This is a genomic window from Brevundimonas sp. GW821-FHT02A10 (assembly GCF_059422025.1).
Genome location: NZ_JBWKWC010000001.1, coordinates 1,156,772 through 1,175,861 on the forward strand (window position 1 = coordinate 1,156,772; position 19,090 = coordinate 1,175,861).

At 69.0% G+C, this 19,090-nt stretch carries 20 protein-coding genes; 13 read left to right on the forward strand and 7 right to left on the reverse strand.

What is annotated here, in order from left to right; translation table 11 throughout:
- Positions 1 to 98: 98 nt before the first annotated feature.
- Positions 99 to 446 (reverse strand): YMGG-like glycine zipper-containing protein, encoded by a 348-nt coding sequence (locus tag AC07U0_RS05335; RefSeq protein WP_494718975.1) that lies wholly within the window; start codon positions 444 to 446, stop codon positions 99 to 101.
- Positions 447 to 625: 179 nt separating this feature from the next.
- On the opposite strand from AC07U0_RS05335, the gene AC07U0_RS05340 reads away from it, so the two are divergent.
- From AC07U0_RS05340 to AC07U0_RS05350, 3 genes are all read left to right on the forward strand, one after another.
- Positions 626 to 994 (forward strand): hypothetical protein, encoded by a 369-nt coding sequence (locus tag AC07U0_RS05340; protein WP_492946393.1) that lies wholly within the window; start codon positions 626 to 628, stop codon positions 992 to 994.
- 84 nt (positions 995 to 1,078) lie between these two features.
- The gene (locus tag AC07U0_RS05345) at positions 1,079 to 2,080 is read left to right on the forward strand and encodes a diacylglycerol/lipid kinase family protein (protein ID WP_494718976.1); all 1,002 of its coding nucleotides are present in this window, start codon (positions 1,079 to 1,081) and stop codon (positions 2,078 to 2,080) included.
- Positions 2,081 to 2,093: 13 nt separating this feature from the next.
- On the forward strand, positions 2,094 to 2,951 hold the full coding sequence (locus AC07U0_RS05350; RefSeq protein ID WP_494718977.1) for a metallophosphoesterase family protein: 858 nt from the start codon (positions 2,094 to 2,096) through the stop codon (positions 2,949 to 2,951).
- Positions 2,952 to 3,057: 106 nt separating this feature from the next.
- Here AC07U0_RS05350 and AC07U0_RS05355 read toward each other — a convergent pair whose 3' ends face one another.
- The 3 genes from AC07U0_RS05355 to AC07U0_RS05365 form a co-directional block, all read right to left on the reverse strand.
- Positions 3,058 to 3,234 (reverse strand): DUF1328 domain-containing protein, encoded by a 177-nt coding sequence (locus tag AC07U0_RS05355; protein WP_492946390.1) that lies wholly within the window; start codon positions 3,232 to 3,234, stop codon positions 3,058 to 3,060.
- A gap of 127 nt (positions 3,235 to 3,361) precedes the next feature.
- Entirely contained in the window at positions 3,362 to 3,781 is a 420-nt protein-coding gene (locus AC07U0_RS05360; RefSeq protein WP_494718978.1) for a hypothetical protein, read from the reverse strand.
- The gene (locus tag AC07U0_RS05365) at positions 3,781 to 4,158 is read right to left on the reverse strand and encodes an ElaB/YgaM/YqjD family protein (protein WP_494718979.1); all 378 of its coding nucleotides are present in this window, start codon (positions 4,156 to 4,158) and stop codon (positions 3,781 to 3,783) included. Before AC07U0_RS05365 ends, AC07U0_RS05360 begins: the two co-directional genes overlap by 1 nt.
- 145 nt (positions 4,159 to 4,303) lie before the next feature.
- Here AC07U0_RS05365 and AC07U0_RS05370 point away from each other — a divergent pair, with 145 nt between their 5' ends.
- From AC07U0_RS05370 to mutS, 4 genes are all read left to right on the forward strand, one after another.
- On the forward strand, positions 4,304 to 4,966 hold the full coding sequence (locus tag AC07U0_RS05370) for a fumarylacetoacetate hydrolase family protein (protein WP_494718980.1): 663 nt from the start codon (positions 4,304 to 4,306) through the stop codon (positions 4,964 to 4,966).
- A 9-nt stretch (positions 4,967 to 4,975) separates the two neighbouring features.
- Positions 4,976 to 5,605: a maleylacetoacetate isomerase gene (gene maiA, locus AC07U0_RS05375; RefSeq protein WP_494718981.1), complete on the forward strand. Its 630-nt coding sequence runs from the start codon at positions 4,976 to 4,978 to the stop codon at positions 5,603 to 5,605.
- A 98-nt stretch (positions 5,606 to 5,703) separates the two neighbouring features.
- Positions 5,704 to 6,606: an aldo/keto reductase gene (locus tag AC07U0_RS05380; protein WP_494718982.1), complete on the forward strand. Its 903-nt coding sequence runs from the start codon at positions 5,704 to 5,706 to the stop codon at positions 6,604 to 6,606.
- A gap of 74 nt (positions 6,607 to 6,680) precedes the next feature.
- A complete protein-coding gene (gene mutS, locus AC07U0_RS05385) occupies positions 6,681 to 9,371 on the forward strand; it encodes a DNA mismatch repair protein MutS (RefSeq protein ID WP_494718983.1) in 2,691 nt (896 codons plus the stop codon).
- Here mutS and AC07U0_RS05390 read toward each other — a convergent pair.
- Complete coding sequence (locus AC07U0_RS05390) at positions 9,368 to 10,168, reverse strand: CAP domain-containing protein (protein WP_494718984.1); 801 nt, start codon at positions 10,166 to 10,168, stop codon at positions 9,368 to 9,370. The genes mutS and AC07U0_RS05390 overlap by 4 nt on opposite strands.
- A 171-nt stretch (positions 10,169 to 10,339) precedes the next feature.
- Between AC07U0_RS05390 and glnD the strand changes: the two genes are divergently transcribed.
- The 6 genes from glnD to AC07U0_RS05420 all read left to right on the forward strand — a co-directional run bounded on the left by glnD (position 10,340) and on the right by AC07U0_RS05420 (position 17,511).
- Positions 10,340 to 13,060, forward strand: coding sequence for a [protein-PII] uridylyltransferase (gene glnD / locus AC07U0_RS05395; protein ID WP_494718985.1), 2,721 nt, complete (start codon positions 10,340 to 10,342; stop codon positions 13,058 to 13,060).
- Positions 13,061 to 13,102: 42 nt separating this feature from the next.
- Positions 13,103 to 14,710 (forward strand): murein biosynthesis integral membrane protein MurJ, encoded by a 1,608-nt coding sequence (murJ, locus tag AC07U0_RS05400; protein ID WP_494718986.1) that lies wholly within the window; start codon positions 13,103 to 13,105, stop codon positions 14,708 to 14,710.
- Between the two features lie 62 nt (positions 14,711 to 14,772).
- Positions 14,773 to 15,828 (forward strand): tryptophan--tRNA ligase, encoded by a 1,056-nt coding sequence (trpS, locus tag AC07U0_RS05405; RefSeq protein ID WP_494718987.1) that lies wholly within the window; start codon positions 14,773 to 14,775, stop codon positions 15,826 to 15,828.
- Complete coding sequence (locus AC07U0_RS05410) at positions 15,828 to 16,268, forward strand: hypothetical protein (protein WP_494718988.1); 441 nt, start codon at positions 15,828 to 15,830, stop codon at positions 16,266 to 16,268. The genes trpS and AC07U0_RS05410 overlap by 1 nt, the downstream gene beginning before the upstream one ends.
- A gap of 75 nt (positions 16,269 to 16,343) precedes the next feature.
- A complete protein-coding gene (locus AC07U0_RS05415; protein ID WP_494718989.1) occupies positions 16,344 to 17,036 on the forward strand; it encodes a GNAT family N-acetyltransferase in 693 nt (230 codons plus the stop codon).
- Positions 17,037 to 17,046: 10 nt separating this feature from the next.
- A complete protein-coding gene (locus tag AC07U0_RS05420) occupies positions 17,047 to 17,511 on the forward strand; it encodes an OsmC family protein (protein ID WP_494718990.1) in 465 nt (154 codons plus the stop codon).
- Positions 17,512 to 17,514: 3 nt separating this feature from the next.
- Here the strand turns inward: AC07U0_RS05420 and AC07U0_RS05425 are convergent, their stop codons facing one another.
- The gene (locus tag AC07U0_RS05425) at positions 17,515 to 18,267 is read right to left on the reverse strand and encodes a dienelactone hydrolase family protein (protein ID WP_494718991.1); all 753 of its coding nucleotides are present in this window, start codon (positions 18,265 to 18,267) and stop codon (positions 17,515 to 17,517) included.
- 38 nt (positions 18,268 to 18,305) lie between these two features.
- Positions 18,306 to 19,067, reverse strand: coding sequence for an alpha/beta fold hydrolase (locus AC07U0_RS05430; RefSeq protein ID WP_494718992.1), 762 nt, complete (start codon positions 19,065 to 19,067; stop codon positions 18,306 to 18,308).
- Between the last annotated feature and the right edge of the window lie 23 nt (positions 19,068 to 19,090).

The following is a 19,090-nucleotide window of genomic DNA, read 5'->3' on the forward strand; positions in this document are numbered from 1 at the left end:
CCGGCGTTCAAAAACCTCGTCGCGACGTGAAAAAGGGCGGCCCGCGATGCGAACCGCCCCTGTTCCCGCCCAACCGTCCCATGGACGGCCGGACCGTACTAGTTGCGGCGCTGGCCGTTTTCCCAATAGCATTCGGACTGGCGGTTATCGTAGCAGTAGTAATAGGCGCCGCCGTTGTCGCGGTAGCGCTGCTGGTTCGCGCGGTCCTGGTTGGAGCCGCGGATCGCGCCCACGGCGCCGCCGGCGAGGCCGCCGATCAGGGCGCCGGTGGCCGCATTGCCGCTGCCGACGTTGTTGCCGATGATCGCGCCGGCGACCGCGCCGAGGCCGGCGCCGATGGCGCCCTGGCGGACCGTTTCGTTGGAACCGCCGCTGCTATAGGGGTCGCTGGCGCAGGCCGAAGCCATAAGACCGGCGGCGCCGATGGCGATGAGTGCCTTCTTCATGGGTGTAATCCTTCATCCCGAATGGCTCGAGAGCGAGCCTGTTGTTCGCCCCGGGGGGGAGAACGCTGGATTATAGTACAGGTTCCCGCCCTATGCGCTTCGTTGACGATCGATTAGGCTGATCCCGCAGCGTCGCGGAGATCGGCGGTCGCAAGAAGAGTTGGTTGGAGGGGTCTGACATGCGTTTTCCTGAAGTGGTCCGGAATTCGGACGATACGGGCCACAGCCCGGTGTGGGCGCGCAGCAAGCGCAAGCGCGGTCCGGGCGCTGGTCCGTTCATCGGCTTCCTGGTCACCCTGCTGGCCCTGTTCGGCGCCCTGACCGGTGTCATGGCCATCAAGGAACGTTCCGTCGCCGCCGGCGGCGCCGTGATCGACGGCTGGATCTCCACCGGCGTCCAGGCAGCCCTGAAGGCTGTCGGCAAGGCGCCTGAAGCCGCGACCGTTGCCGCCGACAAGGCCGGCGACACCGCTGAAAAGACCGGCGACGCCCTGAAGGCCGGCGCCGCCGAGACCGCTCAGGAACTCAAGCCCGCCCCCGCCCACTGAGGGCGGTCGTCGGTGCGACGAAACGCTTCGGCGGAATAGTTACGCTTGCCCGGAACGTCGGCCCCGGCCGGACGTTCGGGCGAGATGACCGACAGCATCACTCTTCAGGACGACGCCCGCGGGCCCGGAACGGGGCCTGACGCCGCGCCCGTCTCGAATAACGACATGGCCGAGGCGGCGGAAGCCGTCGTTCGCGAGCTTACGCCGCACGTCGACATCCGGCGCGTCGTGGTGCTGGTCAATCCGGCCTCTGGATCTGTGGGCCCGCGCGCCGTCGGCGAGGTCGAGGCCATCCTGGCCGACTATCCCTGCGAGGCAGAGGTCGTCTCGCTGGATGGCGGCCATATCGACGCCCAGATTGACAAGGCCCTGGCGACCGATCCCGATGTGCTGTTCGTGCTGGCCGGAGATGGCACGGCGCGGGCCGTCGCCTCGCGCGCCGGACCGAAGGGACCGTTGGTCGCCCCCCTGCCGGGCGGGACGATGAATATGCTGCCCAAGGCGCTTTACGGCACCGCCGACTGGAAGCTGGCGCTGCGCAAGGCGCTGGAAGAGGGGGCGCCGCAATGCGTCTCGGGCGGGACGGTCGAGGGCCAAGCCTTTTACTGCGCCGCCATTCTCGGCTCCCCCGCCCTGTGGGCGCCCGCCCGTGAGGCGATGCGGTCCGGCAAGCTGTCTCTGGCTTGGGCCTATGGCCGCCGCGCCCTCAGACGCGCCTTCACCGGCCGCCTGCGGTTCTCGCTGGACGGCGCCGCCAAGGGCAAGACCGAGGCCCTGGTCCTGATCAGCCCGATGATTTCGCGCGCGCTGGATGAGCCCGTCGGATTGGAAGCGGCCGCCATGGACCCGACCGACACAGGCCAGGCCTTCCGTCTGGCCGCGACGGCCCTGTTCAGCGACTGGCGTCAGGATGCCTCCGTCACCACCAAACCCGCCCGCAAGATCGAGGTCTGGGCCCGGTCGAAGATTCCGGCGGTGATCGACGGCGAACCCACCCTATTACCGCACGAGACCAAGGTGACCTTCATCCCCAAGGCCTTCCAGGCCCTTGCGCCCATCCCGCCGGCGGCGGAAGACAGCGTATGACGAGAACGCCGCCTTGAGCTCCGGCCGACTGATCCAGTTTTCCGACGTCCATTTCGGCGTCGAGCATCGGCGCGCCTGTGCAGCTGCCCTCGACTACGCGCATGCAACACCGAACGACCTGATCCTGATCACCGGCGACGTGACCCAGAAGGGCCTGCCGAACGAGTTCCAGGCGGCGGGCGACTGGATCCGGGCCATGCCCGAGCCGCGCTTCGTCGTCGTCGGCAATCATGACGTCCCTTACTACAGCGCCTTGGCGCGGCTGTTCTGGCCGTGGAAGGCGTTCGAGGCGGCGACCGGTCATCCGGCCCACGACGGCGAGTTCAAGCGCGACAATCTGATGGTCCGGGGCGTGACCACGGCGCGCGGCTGGCAGGCCCGGCTGAACTGGTCCAAGGGCGTCATCGACCTGGACCAGACCCGGCGCGCCGCGGCTGCCCTGCGTCAGGCGCCGGTCGGAGCCCTGCGCATCCTCGCCTGCCATCATCCGCTGATCGAGATGATCGGCACCCCGATGACCGGCGACGTCAAACGCGGCGATGCGGCGGCCGAGATTTTCGCCGAGGCCGGGGTCGACCTGATCATGACCGGCCATACCCACATCCCCTTCGCCCTGCCGATCGACCTGACGGACCGCTGCTCCTATGCCGTCGGCTGCGGGACCCTGTCGCACCGCGAGCGGGGAACGCCGCCGAGCTTCAACCAGCTGGACTGGGACGAACGCGAGATCGTGGTCACCGCCATGGCCTGGGACGGCAACGCCTTCGCGCCGAGCCGCACCTGGCGTCTGCCGCGCCGGCAGGACACCCGTCATGCGGACACCGCGCCCGATCCGGCCGTCGCCGGCGACAAGGAGAAGGCGGCCGTCTGACCGGCCGCAGGCTTCGCGACCTGAACACGTATCCGCCGACACGCACGAAAAAGCCGCCGCCCTTTCGGACGGCGGCTTTCTGTTATTCAGACGCCGGAGCGTCGATCTATATACGCGTTCCGCGCCCGCGCAGACCGCCCATGATCAGGGAAGCCAGGAACAGGACGACGGCGATGATCGCGACGAACTTGGCGATCTCGAAGGACATGCCGGCGATACCGCCGAAGCCCAGAACAGCGGCGACGAGCGCCACGATGAAGAAGATGATAGCCCAGCGCAGCATAGTGGCCTCCAGCTCAGGAAGAGATTGAAACGATTGATCAACTTGGGCGCCACCTGACCGGCGCCGCTCCCTCAATCAACGCGTCTCAACCCCTACTGTTCCGTGGAGGCCGAAGACTCTGCGAAGTCTATCGACGTCTGCGACCGTAGCCGCGGCTCTCCATACGCTTCTCGGTGATCATGCTTGCGGCGATCGCGGCCAGGGCCGGATTGCGCAGCAGGAAGAACAGAATGCCCAGACCGCCCGCAGCGCCCAGGATCGGACGCTCGCGGATCAGATGCACCGCCTTCTGGGCGAAGCTTTCCGGCTCGTCGTCTTCCTCGTCGTCGTCATGATGCAGACCGCCGCCGGCGTTGAGGAACACAACGGCGATCAGCGCCGTCAGCGCCGCGAAGACCCCGAAGGTGATCGCCGCCGCCCCGAGAGGCGGCAGCACCAGACACAACGCATAGAAGAGCGTGGCCCCGAGCGCGATCACGGCCACGAACGCGCTGGCCGCGGCGGCAAAGCCGGCGACCAGCTTCTTAACCAGCCCCTTGCCGATCATCAGCGGCGACGACCGGCCAGCAGCAGACCGAGCACGATGCCGACGCCGAGCGCGATGGCGGTCGACTGGACCGGACGTTCCTGAACCCGCTCGGTGATGTAGCGCTGGGCTTCATCGAACCGCTCGGAGGCGTCGTCATAATATTCGCGGCCGCGCAGACGGGCCTGGTCGTAATAGCCGCGCGCCTGTTCGCGCAGGACCTCGGCCTTTTCGCGCACATGAGCCTCGGCCTCGGCCGATTTGGCCTTCAGACGCTCCTGGGCCTCGGCGGCCTTTTCCTTGAGGCGTTCGGTTTCCTCGCGGGCGCCGGTCTTCAGGTCTTCCTTCAGGGTCTTGAGGTCGTTCTTGATGTCTTCTCGAGCCTTGGTCGTGGCCATGTCGCGCGCTCCGGTGGTCAGCTTTGCTGTAAATAGAGGTACCTGCCGCTGAACGCTATATCCTCGCGAGAGTTCCGGCCGTTTCGCCGCAGCGCAGCATGGGATTGCGGATGACGCTGCGGATTCCGCGTCCTAGAAAAGCGCCATGACCGACTGGCTGTTCTCCCCCGCCCCGACCCCGTCCCTGCCGATCGTCGGTGATACGCGCCGTTTCCCGGTGCGTCGCATCCTGTGCGTGGGCCAGAACTATGCCGCCCATGTGCGCGAGATGGGCGGCGACGCGACCCGCCCGGCGCCCTTTTTCTTCTCAAAGCCCGCCGACGCCATCGTCACCGACGGCAAGGACCCGGCCTATCCGTCATCGACCACCAACCTGCATCACGAGGTCGAGTTGGTCGTGGCGATCGGTGAGAATGGCCAGGCCATCGGCTGGGCGGTCGGCGTCGACCTGACCCGTCGCGACCTTCAGGCTCTGGCCAAGGAGAAGGGCCGTCCGTGGGATGCCTCCAAGGGCTTCGACCAGTCGGCGCCGTGCGGTCCGCTGATGCTCGGCGACCTGCCCCGGCCGATGGGCGCCATCGCCCTGTCGGTCAACGGCGTGGCGAAACAGTCGGGATCACTGGACGACATGATCTGGAACCCCCACGAGATCGTGGCCAAGGCCGGGGAGCTGTGGACCCTTCAGCCCGGCGACCTGATCTTCACCGGCACGCCCGAGGGGGTCGGGCCTCTGGTTCCCGGCGACACGGTCGAGGCGACCATAGAGGGGCTGACCACCCTGACCTTCACCGTCGCCCCGGCGATCTGAGGCGCGGCCGTGATCCTGCATTCCTACTGGCGCTCCGGCACGGCCTATCGGACCCGCATCGCCCTCAATCTGAAGGGGCTGGAGTACGAACAGCGCGATGTCGACCTGCGCGCGCGGGAACACAAGACGCCGGAGTATCTGGCGCTCAATCCGCAGGGGATGGTCCCGGCGCTGGAGGTCGAGGGCGCGGTCCTGACCCAGAGCGTGGCCATTCTGGAGTGGCTGGAAGAATCGTATCCCGAGCCCGCCCTGCTCCCATCCACGCCACTGGACCGCGCCCGGGTGCGGGCCATGGCGGCCGTCATCGGCTCCGACATCCATCCGCTGAACAATCTGAGGGTGCTGGGCGCCGTGCGCGGACTGGGCGCCGATCAGGCCGGGGTCGACGCCTGGGCGGGCGGCTGGATCGCCGCCGGCTTCGACGCCCTGGAGCAGATGGTCGCCAAAGACGGCGCCGGCTGGAGCTTCGGCGCCACCCCGACCCTGGTCGACTGCTATCTGATCCCGCAGCTCTATTCGGCACGGCGATTCAATGTGGACCTGAGCCCCTGGCAGAGGTTGTTGGCGGTCGAACAGGCGGCGGAAACTCATTCTGCCTTTATCGCGGCCCACCCCGACAAGCAGCCAGACGCAGATTGATTTCGCTGAAGATTTCCGACCTATCGCCGGTCGGCAGGTAAGGTTCCGGCAACTTCCGGGTCAGCCTCCCTTAAACTTTCTGGTGCAAGGGTCGTCGGGTGAAGCCCCTTCCCGCACAAGCTCCCGCCGGCAAACTGGCCATGGCGGTCGTGACCGACCCCGAAAGGGGCGTGGGCGCCGTGGCGACCGCACCGGTCGGCGCGCGCGAAGAGGCGATGCGTTTCCTGCTCCAGACCGCCGCTGACGGCGGGATCAACACCGTCGCCACCCGTCCGGATCGCGACGGCGAACGACTGCTGGGTCAGGCCTGGCCCTTCCCTTCGCCCTTCCGCGTCACCGTGCGTACCGTCCCTCTCTCCGAAGGTCTCGACCGGGTCGAGGCCCGCGCTCGCCGTTCGCTGGAGCGGATGGGCCTGCCGCGCGGCGATACGCTTCTGGTGTCCAACGCCGCCGATCTGGCCGGGGCCGAGGGTCGCGCCCTGTGGGACCGGATGAAGGCGCTCAAGGATCGCGGCCTGTACCGCCGTATCGGCTTCTGCGCGACCATGGAGGACGGCCCGGCCCTGCTGGCCCGCCGCTACCAGCCCGACGTCGTCCAGATGCCCTGCAACCTTCTGGACCAGCGTCCGGTGACCGAAGGTGTCCTGTCGGACCTCGCGGCCATGGATATCGACGTCCACATCTCCTCCGTCTTCGCGCGCGGCCTCCTGTTCGCCAGCCGCGAAAGCCTGCCGCCGCATCTGGCCGAGCACGGCCCGGCCCTGTCGCGCGTGCGCCGCAGCCTGGCCGAAGCCCGGGTCGATCCGATGCAGGCCGCCCTGGCCTTCGCGCTCAACCTGCCGCCCGCCGCCTGCGTGATCGCCAGTGTCGCCTCGGCGGCCGAGCTGCGCGCCATCCTGGCCGCCTCCTGCGCGCCCAAACCGGATCTGGACTGGGAATCCCTCGCCCTGTCCGAGCCCGCCGCCCTGAGCGTCCGCGCCCCGATCAGCGCTGCGGCCTGAGGCAAAACAAGTCGGTCATCCCGCCGCGGAATGGCTTGAGGCGACGCGCCTGATCCGTCACCCTGTGCGTTCGCATGAACGCTCCCCTCGCACATCCGCCCCAGCCCGCGCCTGAAGGCGTGACCCCCGTCATGGGCCAGTATCTGGCGGCCAAGGCTCAGCAGCCGGACGCCATCGTCTTCTTCCGCATGGGCGACTTCTACGAGCTGTTCTTCAAGGACGCCGAAATCGCTTCGGGCCTGCTGGGCATCACCCTGACCAAGCGCGGCAAGCATCAGGGCGAGGACATCCCGATGGCCGGCGTGCCGGTCCACGCCATGGACGGCTATCTGGCGCGGCTGATCCGGGCCGGCCAGCGCGTCGCCATCTGCGACCAGATCGAGACCCCGGCCGAGGCCAAGAAGCGCGGCTCCAAGGCCATCGTGGCGCGCGACATCGTCCGCGTGGTCACCCCCGGCACCCTGACCGAGGATTCGCTGCTGGAGGCGCGGGGCGCCAACCGGCTGGCGGCTGTGGCCATCCGCAAGGGCCGCGCCGCCGTCGCCGTGGTCGAACTGTCGGCCGGGGCGGTGGATTCCGTCGCCTGTGCGCTGGAGGATCTGGCCGCGACCCTGGCCGCCTTCCGGCCTTCCGAGGTGCTGGTCCCCGACAAGCTCTTCTCCGACGACGCCGTCCGCCCCGCGCTGGACGGCTCGGGCGGGGTGGTTCAGGCCATGGCCTCGGCGGTCGCCGAACCCGGCGCCGCGCGCGACCGGGTCGAGCGGCTGTATGGCGTCTCGTCGCTGGACGGCTTCGGGGCGTTCGAGGAGGCCGAGGTCTCGGCCCTCGGTCTGGTCGCCGCCTATCTGGAAACGACACAGGCCGGCAAGGTCCCGGCCCTGACCCCCCCGCGCCGCTCGGGCGAGACGGGCTTCCTCGCCATCGACCCGGCGACTCGCCAGTCGCTCGAGATCGACCGCACCCAGCGCGGCGAGCGCGAGGGATCGCTGCTGGCCTGTCTGGACCGCACCGTCACCTCCGGCGGGGCGCGGGCCCTGGCCGAGCGTATCTCGCGGCCCCTGCGCGATCCGCTGGCCATCAATGAGGGACTGGACGCCGTCGAATGGCTGCTGGAGCGCCGCGACCTGCGCCGCGATCTGCGAGACGCATTGAGAGCCTCCGCCGACGTCGCCCGGGCCGTATCGCGGCTGGCGCTCGGGCGTGGCGGACCGCGCGATCTGGCCGCGATTCGCGCAGGCCTGGCCATCGCCGAGGGCATCGCCGGACTGTTCGTGGTCCCGGCCAATCCGCTCAGCGCCCCGCCGCAACGCATCCTCGGCTGCCTCGATCGCCTGACCCTGTCGCCGGATCTGGGGCGGTTGAAGATCGATCTGGCCGAAGGGCTGATGGAGGAGCCGCCGCATCTGGCGCGCGACGGCGGCTTCGTCCGTCCCGGCTTCCGCCCCGAGCTCGACGCCGCCCGCACCCTCAGGGACGACAGCCGCCGGGTCGTCGCCGACCTCGAGGCCCGCGCCGTCGCCGAAAGTGGCGTGCCGTTCAAGATCAAGCACAACGCCGTCCTCGGCTATTTTCTCGAGACCACGGCCAAACACGCCGAACCCCTGTTCCGGGCGGGTCCCGAAAGCCCCTACATCCACCGCCAGACCCTGGCGGCCCAGGTGCGGTTCACCACCGTCGAACTGTCGGAGCTGGATGCGAAGATCAGCCAGGCGGGGTTCCGGGCGCTGGCCATGGAGGGCGAGACCTTCGAAGGCTGGCGTCAGACCGTACAACGTCTGGCCCAGCCGCTGCAGGCCGTCGCCGACGCCCTCGCCGAACTGGACGCCACCTCGGCGCTGGCCGAATGGGCTGAAGAGGTCGGGGCCGTGCGGCCCACCGTCGATTCCAGCACCGTCTTCGAGGTTCAGGCGGGGCGCCACCCGGTGGTCGAGGCCGCGGTCAAGAAGGTCGGCGATCCCTTCACCCCCAACGACTGCCGGCTGGACGGCGCGCCGATCAAGGGGCCCGGTTCGTGCGCCCGCCTGTCGATCGTCACCGGGCCGAACATGGCCGGCAAGTCGACCTTCCTGCGCCAGAACGCCCTGTTGGTGATCCTGGCCCAGGCCGGATCCTTCGTGCCCGCCCGGTCGATGCGTCTGGGCGTGGTCGACCGGCTGTTCTCACGTGTCGGCGCCGGGGACGACCTCGCGCGCGGCCGCTCCACCTTCATGATGGAGATGGTCGAGACCGCCGCCATCCTGACCCAGGCGACGCCCTCAAGCTTCGTGGTGCTGGACGAAATCGGGCGCGGCACGGCGACCTATGACGGTCTGGCCATCGCCTGGGCCTGCGCCGAGGCCCTGCACGAAACCAATCGCTCGCGCACCCTGTTCGCCACCCACTATCATGAGCTGGCGCGGCTGGAGGACCGGCTCGACCACGTCTCCAACCTGTCGATGGTGGCCCGGGAGTGGAACGGGGAGCTGATCTTCCTGCACGAGGCCGCGCCGGGCGCCGCCGACCGCTCCTACGGCGTTCAGGTCGCGAAGCTGGCCGGGGTGCCGCCGTCGGTGGTTGCCCGCGCCCGCTCGGTGCTGGATCGTCTGGAGGCCGAAAAGGCCGCCAACGACAAACTGGACGACCTGCCCCTGTTCGCGGTCGCCGAACCGCCGCCCCCGCCGATCAGGTCCGTCATGGACGAGGCCGTCGCGGCGCTGGATCCCGACGCCATGAGCCCGCGCGAGGCGCTGGAGGCGCTCTATCGGCTGAAGGCCCTGAAAGCCTAGCGCCGCTTCACCGGCTCATAGCCGTAGTCGATGACGCACATGTGGTTGAACACCGCGTGCGGGCCGCAGCTGACGCCGGCGCGGACATAGCCGTCGCGGAACAGGTTCACCCGGTGGCCCCGGTCGGCGATATTGTCGTCCACGAGCAGCTGGATGATCACCTCGCGGGCGGTGTCATAGCCGTAGGAGATGTTCTCCCCGCCGTAGGGATCGCCACCCCGGCGGGCCACGCGGGTCGCGAAATCCCAACCGTCCGAGCCATAGTGGCCGATGAAGCCCGACGGTCCCTGATCGGCGACATGGTCCCCGGCCGTCAGGGCCAGAATCAGGTCGGGCGATAGAGGCGCCATCGGCTTCTGGCGGCGCAGGAAGGCGATGGCCTCGTCGACCGCCGCCACCCCTTCGCGGGTCTGGATGTTGATCCGGCCGGGACGCACGACGATGTCGCCCCGGAACTGGGTCCGATAGTCCTGCAGCACGGCGATATAGGCCTGGGGGTCTGACCGCATCAGGTTCATCTCGGCCAGAACCTCGCGCGACAGCTGGGCGTCGCCGCCGACCGGACCGTAACCCGCCGCCGCCATGGCCAGACCGTCCGACCAGTGCTCGCGCCGAAGATCACTGCGGATCGCCGTCGCCGAACCGCCGTCCGGGCTTGCCGAGGCCGAAGCCGCGGGCGCGGTCACGGCGACACCCGCACCGGCGCCGTCTCCATCCCGGGCGTCGGCGTGCAGCGGCAGGCCGAGGCTCGACGCCACGGCAGCCACAACGACGACAATGACCTGGCGCGGGGTCAAAAAAGCTCCGGGGAAACAGTGTTCCGGAACCCTGCCTGAACGGGCGGAAAGACTCCAGCGGGCTCCCCGCGTTGGCGAACAGCCGCGGCGCGGGCGCCACACCGGGGGAAAGGCCCGATGGTTACGGCGGGCGAGACGTGCCGTCGTCCTGTCCCTATATTGCTCCGGCCGATGACCGCAGCTCCCCCCGCCCCTCCTTCCGGACCGACCCGGACCGCGCTTGACGACCGCCTCGACGCCCTCGTCGGCGGGCCGGACATGCGGGCCGGCGTCGCCGCCGTGCTCAAGGCCCATTACGACGCCGCACGCGAGAAGATCGCGGCCCGTCTGGCCGGAGGGCTCGGCGGAGTGGAGGTAGCCCGACAATACAGCGCCGCCGCCGACGAGATCCTGATCGCCCTGTGGCGGTTCACTTCCGAGACCCTCTATCCCTCGCACAATCCGACCGAGGCCGAGAAGCTGACCCTGATCGCGGTCGGCGGTTACGGGCGTGGGGTGCTGGCTCCCTTTTCCGATCTGGACCTGCTGTTCCTGCGGCCGTGGAAGACCACTGCCCGAACGGAAACCGTCGCCGAGTTCGTCCTTTATGTGCTGTGGGACCTGGGGCTGAAGGTCGGATCCTCGGCCCGATCGGTCGATGAATGTCTGGCCCTGTCGCGCACCGACATGACCGTCCGCACCGCCCTGCTGGAAGGGCGCTGGCTGGCCGGCGACCGGCATCTGGCCGAGGACTTCCTGTGGCGCTTCCGGGGCACGGTGACCAATGCCGACCCGAGGCCCTTCATCGCCGCCAAGCTGGAGGAGCGTCAGGCGCGTCACACCAAGGCGGGCAATGTCCGTTATCGCGTCGAGCCCAACATCAAGGACGGCAAGGGGGGCCTGCGTGACCTCAACACCCTGTTCTGGATCGCCCGGGCCCTGGCGCCCGAAAGCCCGCTGGGCGCGGCGGTGCTGGACGACCTCCTGACCGCGCGCGAACGGCGCACCTTCGAGGAGGCGTTCGACTTCCTGTGGCGGGTGCGCTGCCACCTGCACCTGATCGCGGGCCGGGCCGAGGAGAAGCTGACCTTCGACCTCCAGCCCGAGGTGGCGCGGCGGATGGGCTGGCGCGGACGTGGCGACGAGCCGGCAGTGGAGCGGTTCATGCGCCGCTACTTCCTCGTCGCCCGCGACGTCGGCGCCCTGACCCGGGCCATGAGCGCGACCCTTGAGGCGCGCCAGCAGAAGAACACCCTGAGCCTGTCGCGGCTGATCCCGGGGCGGAAGCGCAACCTCGGCGTCCCCGGCTTCATCGAGGACGGCGGCCGGCTTTCGGTCGAGAGCGCCCAGGTCTTCATCGACGACCCGGTCAAGCTGCTGACCCTGTTCGTGACCGCCGACCAGCACGACCTCGACCTGCATCCCCACGCCTTCTCGGCCGTGACCCGGTCGCTGGGGCTGGTGACGCCGAAGCTGAGGCGCGACCCGCGCGCTACCGCCGCCCTGCTGCACATCCTGGCGCACGGCCAGAGGCCCTACCGCGTTCTGACCATCATGAACGAGACCGGGCTGCTCGGCCGGTTCCTGCCCGAATGGGGGCGGATCGTCGGCCAGACCCAGTTCAACATGTACCACGCCTATACGGTCGACGAGCACTCGCTGCAGGCCATCGGCATCATCAACGACATCTTCCGCGGCAAGCTGAAGGACGATCATCCGCTGTCGTCCTCGACCATCCACCTGATCGCCGATCTGGAGGTCCTGATGCTGGCCATGCTGCTGCATGACGTCGGCAAGGGCGGCGAGCGCGGCCAGCTGGAGGACGGGGCCATCGCGGCGCGCCGGGCCTGCGAACGCCTCGGCGTCGATCCGCGCCGGATCGAACTGGTGGTCTGGCTGGTCCGCAACCACCTGGCCCTGTCCGACTATGCCCAGAAGCGCGACACCTCCGATCCCCAGACCATCCGCGACTTCGCCGAACTGGTCGGCGACCCCGAGCGGCTGCGGCTGCTGCTGGTCCTGACCGTCGCCGACATCCGCGCCGTAGGTCCCGGCGTCTGGAACAACTGGAAGGGCCAGCTGATCACCGCCCTCTATACCCGGGTCGAAGCCCTGTTCCGGGGCGAGGACGTGGATGTGATCGACCCCCTGGCCGAGCACGCCGCGCTGATCGCCCGGGCCTTCGAGGCCGGGGCCGCCGCCGAATGCCGTCAGGGGCCGGGCCGGATCGAATCCACCACCGAGATCGCCCTGGCCGCCCGCGACCGCCCCGGCCTGTTCGCCGACCTGACTGCCGTCCTCGCCGCCGCCGGGGCCGATGTGACCGGCGCCCGGGTTGCCACCGCCGCCGACGGCACGGTGCTGGACGTGTTTCAGGTTCAGGACGGAGCCGACGCCCCCTATGGACAGGCCGAACCGCGTCGGCTGAAGACTCTGGTCGCCGCGCTGGAAGCCGCCGCCCGGGGCGAGGCGCCGGTGGAGCCGCCCGCCATGCCCGCCTCGACGCCGCGCCGCGCCGTCTTCGACGTCCGACCCGTGGTCATGATCGACGCCGGGGCCAGCGAGACGGCGACGGTGATCGAGGTCTCGGGCGCCGACCGCCCCGGTCTGTTGGCCGAACTGTCGCGCACCCTGACCGATCTGGATTTGTCGATCCGCTCGGCCCACGTCGCCGGCTTTGGCGAGCGGGCGGTCGACAGCTTCTATGTGGTCGACCGCAAGGGGCGGAAGGTCTTCTCCGAAATGCTGCTCAACGAGATCCAGTCTGCGCTCGAGGCCGTGCTGGAGCGGGCCCCCGCCGCGCCCCAAGGCCGCCAGATCATCGCCGCCCGGGCCAGCGCCCGCGACGTCTCCGATCTCAATCGTCCGATCCGCCGCGCAAAGGACGTTTCGTCGCAGGCGGAACCGCGCTAAGCGCAAAACACCCGCACATTCCGGCGGTTCGGACCTCCCCACATGAGCCTGGCTCGCAATACGATCGTCCAGTCCACCCTGACGCTGGGGAGCCGCGTTCTGGGCTTCGCCCGCGACCTGGCCCTGTCGGCCCGGTTCGGTCAGGGGCCGATGATGGACGCCTGGGCCACGGCGATCATGTTGCCCAACCTGTTCCGCCGCCTGTTCGCCGAGGGCGCCTTCGCCCAGGCCTTCGTGCCCATCTACGGCGGGGTCCGCGCGGCCGAAGGCGAGGAGGCTGCAGCCGTCACGGCGTCGGAGGCCCTGTCCTTCATGTTCGCCGTGGTCACCGGCTTCTGCATCGTCATGCAGATCGCCATGCCGTGGATCATTCCGCTTCTGATGTCGGCGTGGAAGCATGATGCGGGCGTCATGTCGGTGGCGGTGACCGCGACCCAGCTCGCCATGCCCTATCTGGCCTGCATGACCATCGCCTCGCTGCTGTCGGGCGTGCTCAACACCGGTGGAAAGTTCGCCCTGTCGGCGGGTGTGCCGGTGTTCCTGAACATCTGCACCCTGTTCCCGCTGCTGGCCCCCAGCTTCATCCCTTCGATGAGCCAGCCGGACACTCTTCTGGCGGTCAGCGCCGCGGTGACCGTCTCGGGACTCATTCAGGCGGGCCTGCTGTGGTGGGGCGTGCGGCGGCTGGGCGTGAGGCTGAAGATTTCCGTGCCGAAACTGACCGCCAGCGTGAAGAAGACCCTGGCCCTGGCCATCCCCGGCGCCATGGCCGGCGGCGCCCTCCAGCTGAACTCCGTGGTCAGCCAGGTCCTGACCGGCTCGGACGCCGGCGCCCGGTCCGTGCTCTACAACGCCGACCGCCTGTACCAGCTGCCGCTCGGCCTCGTCGGCGTGGCCATCGGCCTGGCCCTGGTCCCGCGCCTGACCCGCGCCTTCGTCCAGGGCGATCATGAGGGCGGGCAGAAGACGCTGGACGACGGCATCAACCTGGCCATGGCTTTCACCCTGCCGGCGGCCGTGGCCCTGTTCGTCATTCCCTATTTCATCATCGACTCAACCGTGACGCGCGGCGCCTTCACCCATCAGGACGCGGCCCGCACCGCCGACACCCTGCGCCAGTTCGCCTGGGGGGTGCCCGCCTTCGTCCTCGCCAAGGTCCTGACCCCGCCCTTCTTCGCCCGCATGGATACGCGCCGGCCGATGATCTTCGCCGTGACCTCGGTGGTGATCACCGTGGTGCTGGGCGCGGGGCTGTTCTTCTGGTTCTCGCGCATCGGCGTGGACGGCGTCCTGGGTCTGGCCATCGCCACCAGCGTCTCGGCCTGGATCAACGTCGCACTCCTGTGGGGCACCCTGATCCGCGAGAAGGCGTGGTCGGCCTCGGCCAGCTTCGTCTCGCGCATCTCGCGCGTGCTGGCGGCCAGCGGCGTGATGGCAGCCCTGCTGCTGGCGGCCGGCATCTTCTATCCCGAGCTCAGCAAGCTCTTCCTCGCCAAGGAGATCGCGGTCCTGATCGTCTGCGGGGCCGGGGCGGTGGTCTATGGCGCCTGCCTGTTCCTGTTCCGCGCGGTCACCCCGGCCGAGCTGAAGGCCGTCCTGCGTCGCGAGCCGGGCGCCTCGGTCCCGGGCGGCGGGCTGGACCAGGGGTAATCGCGTAATCAGCCGGGTCGGGGAACTTGCTCTCTCCGCCCGGCTGAGGCATCTGCGAGCCCATGTCTGATGCTACGCCCGCCTCCCCCGCTCCCACCTCACAGTACGCCGGTCCGCGCCGGGTGCTTTCGGGCATCCAGGCCTCTGGCGCCCTGCATCTGGGCAACTATCTCGGCGCCCTGAAACGCTTCACCCAGCTGCAGGATCAGGGCGCGCCCTGCTTCCTGTTCGTCGCCGATCTGCACGCCATCACCGTCTGGCAGGACCCGGCCCTGCTGACCGCCCAGACACGCGAGATCGCCGCCGCCTATCTGGCCTCGGGCCTCGATCCGGCGAAGTCCGTCATCTTCCCGCAGTCGGCCGTGCGCGCCCACGCCGAACTGGCCTGGATCTTCAACTGCGTCGCCCGCCTCGGCTGGCTGGACCGGATGACCCAGTTCAAGGAGAAGTCGGGCAAGCACAAGGAACGCTCGAGCGTCGGCCTCTACACCTATCCGGTGCTGCAGGCGGCTGACATCCTGCTCTACAAGGCCACCGAGGTGCCGACCGGCGAGGACCAGAAACAGCATCTGGAACTGACCCGCGACATCGCCGCCAAGTTCAACAACGACTTCGGCGTGCCGGACTTCTTCCCCCTGCCCGAACCCCTGACCCAGGGCCCGGCGCCGCGCGTCATGAGCCTGCGGGACGGCTCGGCCAAGATGTCCAAGTCGGACCCGTCGGACCAGTCGCGCATCAACCTGACCGACGACGCCGACGCCATCGCCGGCAAGATCCGCAAGTCCAAGACCGACATGGGTGTCATGCCCGAGGTCGGCGAGGCGCTGGACGACCGGCCCGAGGTCAAGAACCTGATCTCCATCTATGCCGCCCTGTCGGACCAGACCAAGGATCAGGTCACCGCCGAGTTCGCTGGTCAGGGCTTCGGCGCCTTCAAGCCGCGCCTGGCTGATCTGGCCGTCAGCGCCATGGCCCCGATCACCGCCGAGATGCGCCGCCTGATGGCCGATACGTCCGAGATCGACCGCGTCCTCAAGGATGGCGCCGAACGCGCCGCCGCCATCGCCGATCCGGTCGTGGACGAGGTCAAGAAGATCGTCGGCTTCTGGAGGGGATAATGATCGCACTGCTGCTGGCGCTGGCCGCCGAACCGGTCGTGCAGGAGGCGCCCGCGCCTTCGCCCGCCCAATCGCCGGTCGTGGTGCGGGACACCGCCATGATCGTCTCGGGCCTGCAGGCGCCGTTCGAGGCCAATATCCGCGTCGTGATCGAGAACACGGGGACCGAGCCGGACGAGGTCGTCTCCGTCAGCACCCCGCTCGGCGAGACCCTGGAGTTCCGCACGGACGGAAACATGTTCAGCCGTCAGGCCCCGGTCGCCCTGCCGATCCCCGTGCCGGTTCGTACGGACGCGAGACCGATCTATCTGCCGCTGGTCGTACGCGTCGATGGACTGGAGAAAGGCGACTACTGGTCGACCGGGGTTCCGATCACCGTCCGCTTCGCCCATGGCGGCGAGCGGGTGCTGACAGCGACGCAGGTTTCGCCCGCCCCCTGACGGCGGCGATTTTCGGACGCCGCGTCGCGACCGCCCGTTCCGCTTTGCGCCGCGCCCGCCTAAAGCGATCAGGCCATGTCTCATCCGCTCGACCGCACCACCTGGAACGCCCTGACCGGCCGGCTGAAGGCCTATGCGCTCGGCGACGAACACGCCGTGCGGCTCGACCCGGACCTCGGTGTCTTTCTGGCGGCGCGCGACGACAGCCCTGAAAGCCGGGCGGCGCTGAACGCCCTCGCGGCCCGTTATCCCGGGTCAGGCCTCGTGGAGCTGGAAGGTTCGGCGATGGAAGACGTTCTGCCCGACCAGCCGGTGGTCAGTCGCAGCCCCTGCGCCCAGATGGTCTGTTCGACCCTGACCGCGTCGGACGCCGCTGACATTGATTTCGAGGAATTGGGCCCCGACGACGCCGCCGAAATGCTGGCGTTGGCCACTCTGACCAAGCCGGGGCCCTTCCGCGGCCGGACCCAGGAACTGGGCGGTTTCGTCGGGGTCAAACGCGAGGGACGGCTGGTCGCCATGGCCGGCAGTCGGCTGCGGGTCGAGGGCTTCACCGAACTGAGCGGTGTCTGCGTCCACCCCGACCACCGGGGACAGGGTCTGGCCGGCGCCCTGTCGCGGGTGGTGGTCGAGCGCGTTCTGCAGACCGGCGATCACGCCTTCCTGCACGCCTATGCCGGGCATGAGGCGACGATCCGGCTTTATCGCTCGCTGGGCTTCGACGTGCGGACGCGGGTGACCTATACGGTGCTGGCCGGTCAAGCTTGAGAGGTCACCGATGAGCGCACACCACACCACCGTCGAATGGAAACGCGACGGTCAGGTCTTCATCGACAAGAAATACTCGCGCGCCCACGTCTGGACCTTCGACGGCGGAGCGGTGGTGCCGGGCTCATCGGCGCCCGAAAGCGTGCCGGTCCCCATGTCCGACCCGACGGCGGTGGACCCGGAAGAGGCCATGGTCGCCTCCCTGTCCAGCTGCCACATGCTCTGGTTCCTGGCCTTCGCCGCCGGCGACGGCTTTGTGGTCGACCGCTACGTCGACGAGGCCTCGGGCATGCTGGGCAAGGACGCGGGCGGCCATCGCTACATGAACCGGGTGACCCTGCGTCCCGTCACCACCTTCTTCGGGCCCGCCCCGACGCAGGCCGAACTCGACGCCCTGCACCACGCCGCCCACGAACACTGCGAAATGGCTCACTCCGTCCGCGCCGAGATCGTGGTCGAAGCGAAGATCGGCTGATCGTCAGCGCGGAACGGCCGCCGTGTCCTCCAACAGGGCCTTGAACCGCCGGATGGCCTCGTCCGACAGTTCGGGGTGATAGCGCATCGGCGGGGCCGTCATCGGCTCGTCGAAACTATGGGTGCCCTCGGCGATCCAGGTCTCGACCTCCGCGCCGCAGTTGCGGACCATGTCGTGGACCTTCTGCGCATTGCGCACCGTGGTCAGGTGATCGTGGCGCGAGATGACCGCGAGCGTTTTGGGGCAGTGCCGCCACGGCCGCATCCGGTTCAGGGCCGCGAACCCGACGTAAGGATAGGCCAGATAGGCCGCCTTGACCCCCTCCAGCGAGACATCGCCCGGATCGGCGAGGCCGAGCGAGTTCGCGCGCCGGTCGGCGCTCATCGCCTCCATAATGCCCCAGCCGCCGTGGCTCCAGCCGGCCAGGGCGATGCGCGAGGCGTCGACGTCCGGTCGCGCCGAAACGCCAAGGATCGTCGCCAGAATATCTCCCGCCCGTTCGTGACCGCGCAGGATCAGTCCGGTGCAGACCGTGGCCATGGCGAACTGGCGGCTAAAGCCGCGCGGGGCGTAGGAATCGACGATGAAGGCGCGCCACCCGGCCGCCTTTGCCGCCGCGGCGTATTTCGGCAGATGGTCACGCAACCCGCCGCAGCCGTGGAACAGCAGCACCGCCGGACGCGGCCGGTCGTCGTCCGGCCCGACCACCGTCGTATGGGGCTCCAGTTTCGCCCAGCGCGCGCTCAATGTGTCCATGAGCGTCACCATAACCGCCCCGCGAGACTTGGGAAGGTTCAGGCGCGCCGCAGGGCGTCCACGGCCGCGACCAGCCGGTCGAGGTCGGCGGGGGTCGACAGACGGTGGTCACCGCCCTCGATCAGATCCAGCCGCACGTCGCCGCCGGTCAGCCGTTCGACCAGCTGGATCGAATGCCCCCATGGCACCACATCGTCGGCCCGCCCCTGAAGGATATGGACCGGCGCAATGATGCGGATCGGCGCGCCGAGCAGCAGCCAGGTCCTGGCCTCCTCGAACATGGCGCGGGTCAGGACATAGGAGCCCAGTCCCTCCTCGACCACAACCGTCTCCCCGTCGCGCAGGATGGCCTGACGCTCGTGATCGGCGAGGCCGGGCCACATCAGGGTCTCGGTGAAATCCTGGGCCGGATTGATCAGAACCAGCCCCGCCACCGTCCCGGGTCGGGCCAGAGCGGCCAGCAGGGCGACCCAGCCGCCCATCGAGGAGCCGACCAGAACCACGGGCCCCGTCAGGCTGTCGATCAGGGCGATGGCGTCCTCTCGCCAGCGGCCAATGGTCGCCTGACGCCAGTCGCCCGAGGACTGGCCGTGGGCGAAATGGTCGTAGCGGACATAGGCCCACCCACGCTCGCGGGCGGCGGCGTCCAGCGCCAGGGCCTTGGTCCCCTCCATGTCCGAGCGGAAGCCGCCGATCCAGACCACCGTCGGGGTTTTGCCCGGGACCTGTTTGTAGGCGACCGTCTCGCCGTCGGGCCGGGTCAGATGCTGGACTTCGTTGTCGTTGGTATCGTCGGTCATCACGGCCTAGTCTCGCGCAAACG

Coding starts and splice junctions, on each gene's coding strand:
- AC07U0_RS05335 (WP_494718975.1), bottom strand. CDS start 446: ATGAAGAAGGCACTCATCGCCATCGGCGCCGCCGGTCTTATGGCTTCG.
- AC07U0_RS05340 (WP_492946393.1), top strand. CDS start 626: ATGCGTTTTCCTGAAGTGGTCCGGAATTCGGACGATACGGGCCACAGC.
- AC07U0_RS05345 (WP_494718976.1), top strand. CDS start 1,079: ATGACCGACAGCATCACTCTTCAGGACGACGCCCGCGGGCCCGGAACG.
- AC07U0_RS05355 (WP_492946390.1), bottom strand. CDS start 3,234: ATGCTGCGCTGGGCTATCATCTTCTTCATCGTGGCGCTCGTCGCCGCT.
- AC07U0_RS05360 (WP_494718978.1), bottom strand. CDS start 3,781: ATGATCGGCAAGGGGCTGGTTAAGAAGCTGGTCGCCGGCTTTGCCGCC.
- AC07U0_RS05365 (WP_494718979.1), bottom strand. CDS start 4,158: ATGGCCACGACCAAGGCTCGAGAAGACATCAAGAACGACCTCAAGACC.
- AC07U0_RS05370 (WP_494718980.1), top strand. CDS start 4,304: ATGACCGACTGGCTGTTCTCCCCCGCCCCGACCCCGTCCCTGCCGATC.
- mutS (WP_494718983.1), top strand. CDS start 6,681: ATGAACGCTCCCCTCGCACATCCGCCCCAGCCCGCGCCTGAAGGCGTG.
- glnD (WP_494718985.1), top strand. CDS start 10,340: ATGACCGCAGCTCCCCCCGCCCCTCCTTCCGGACCGACCCGGACCGCG.
- murJ (WP_494718986.1), top strand. CDS start 13,103: ATGAGCCTGGCTCGCAATACGATCGTCCAGTCCACCCTGACGCTGGGG.
- trpS (WP_494718987.1), top strand. CDS start 14,773: ATGTCTGATGCTACGCCCGCCTCCCCCGCTCCCACCTCACAGTACGCC.
- AC07U0_RS05410 (WP_494718988.1), top strand. CDS start 15,828: ATGATCGCACTGCTGCTGGCGCTGGCCGCCGAACCGGTCGTGCAGGAG.
- AC07U0_RS05415 (WP_494718989.1), top strand. CDS start 16,344: ATGTCTCATCCGCTCGACCGCACCACCTGGAACGCCCTGACCGGCCGG.
- AC07U0_RS05420 (WP_494718990.1), top strand. CDS start 17,047: ATGAGCGCACACCACACCACCGTCGAATGGAAACGCGACGGTCAGGTC.
- AC07U0_RS05425 (WP_494718991.1), bottom strand. CDS start 18,267: ATGGACACATTGAGCGCGCGCTGGGCGAAACTGGAGCCCCATACGACG.
- AC07U0_RS05430 (WP_494718992.1), bottom strand. CDS start 19,067: ATGACCGACGATACCAACGACAACGAAGTCCAGCATCTGACCCGGCCC.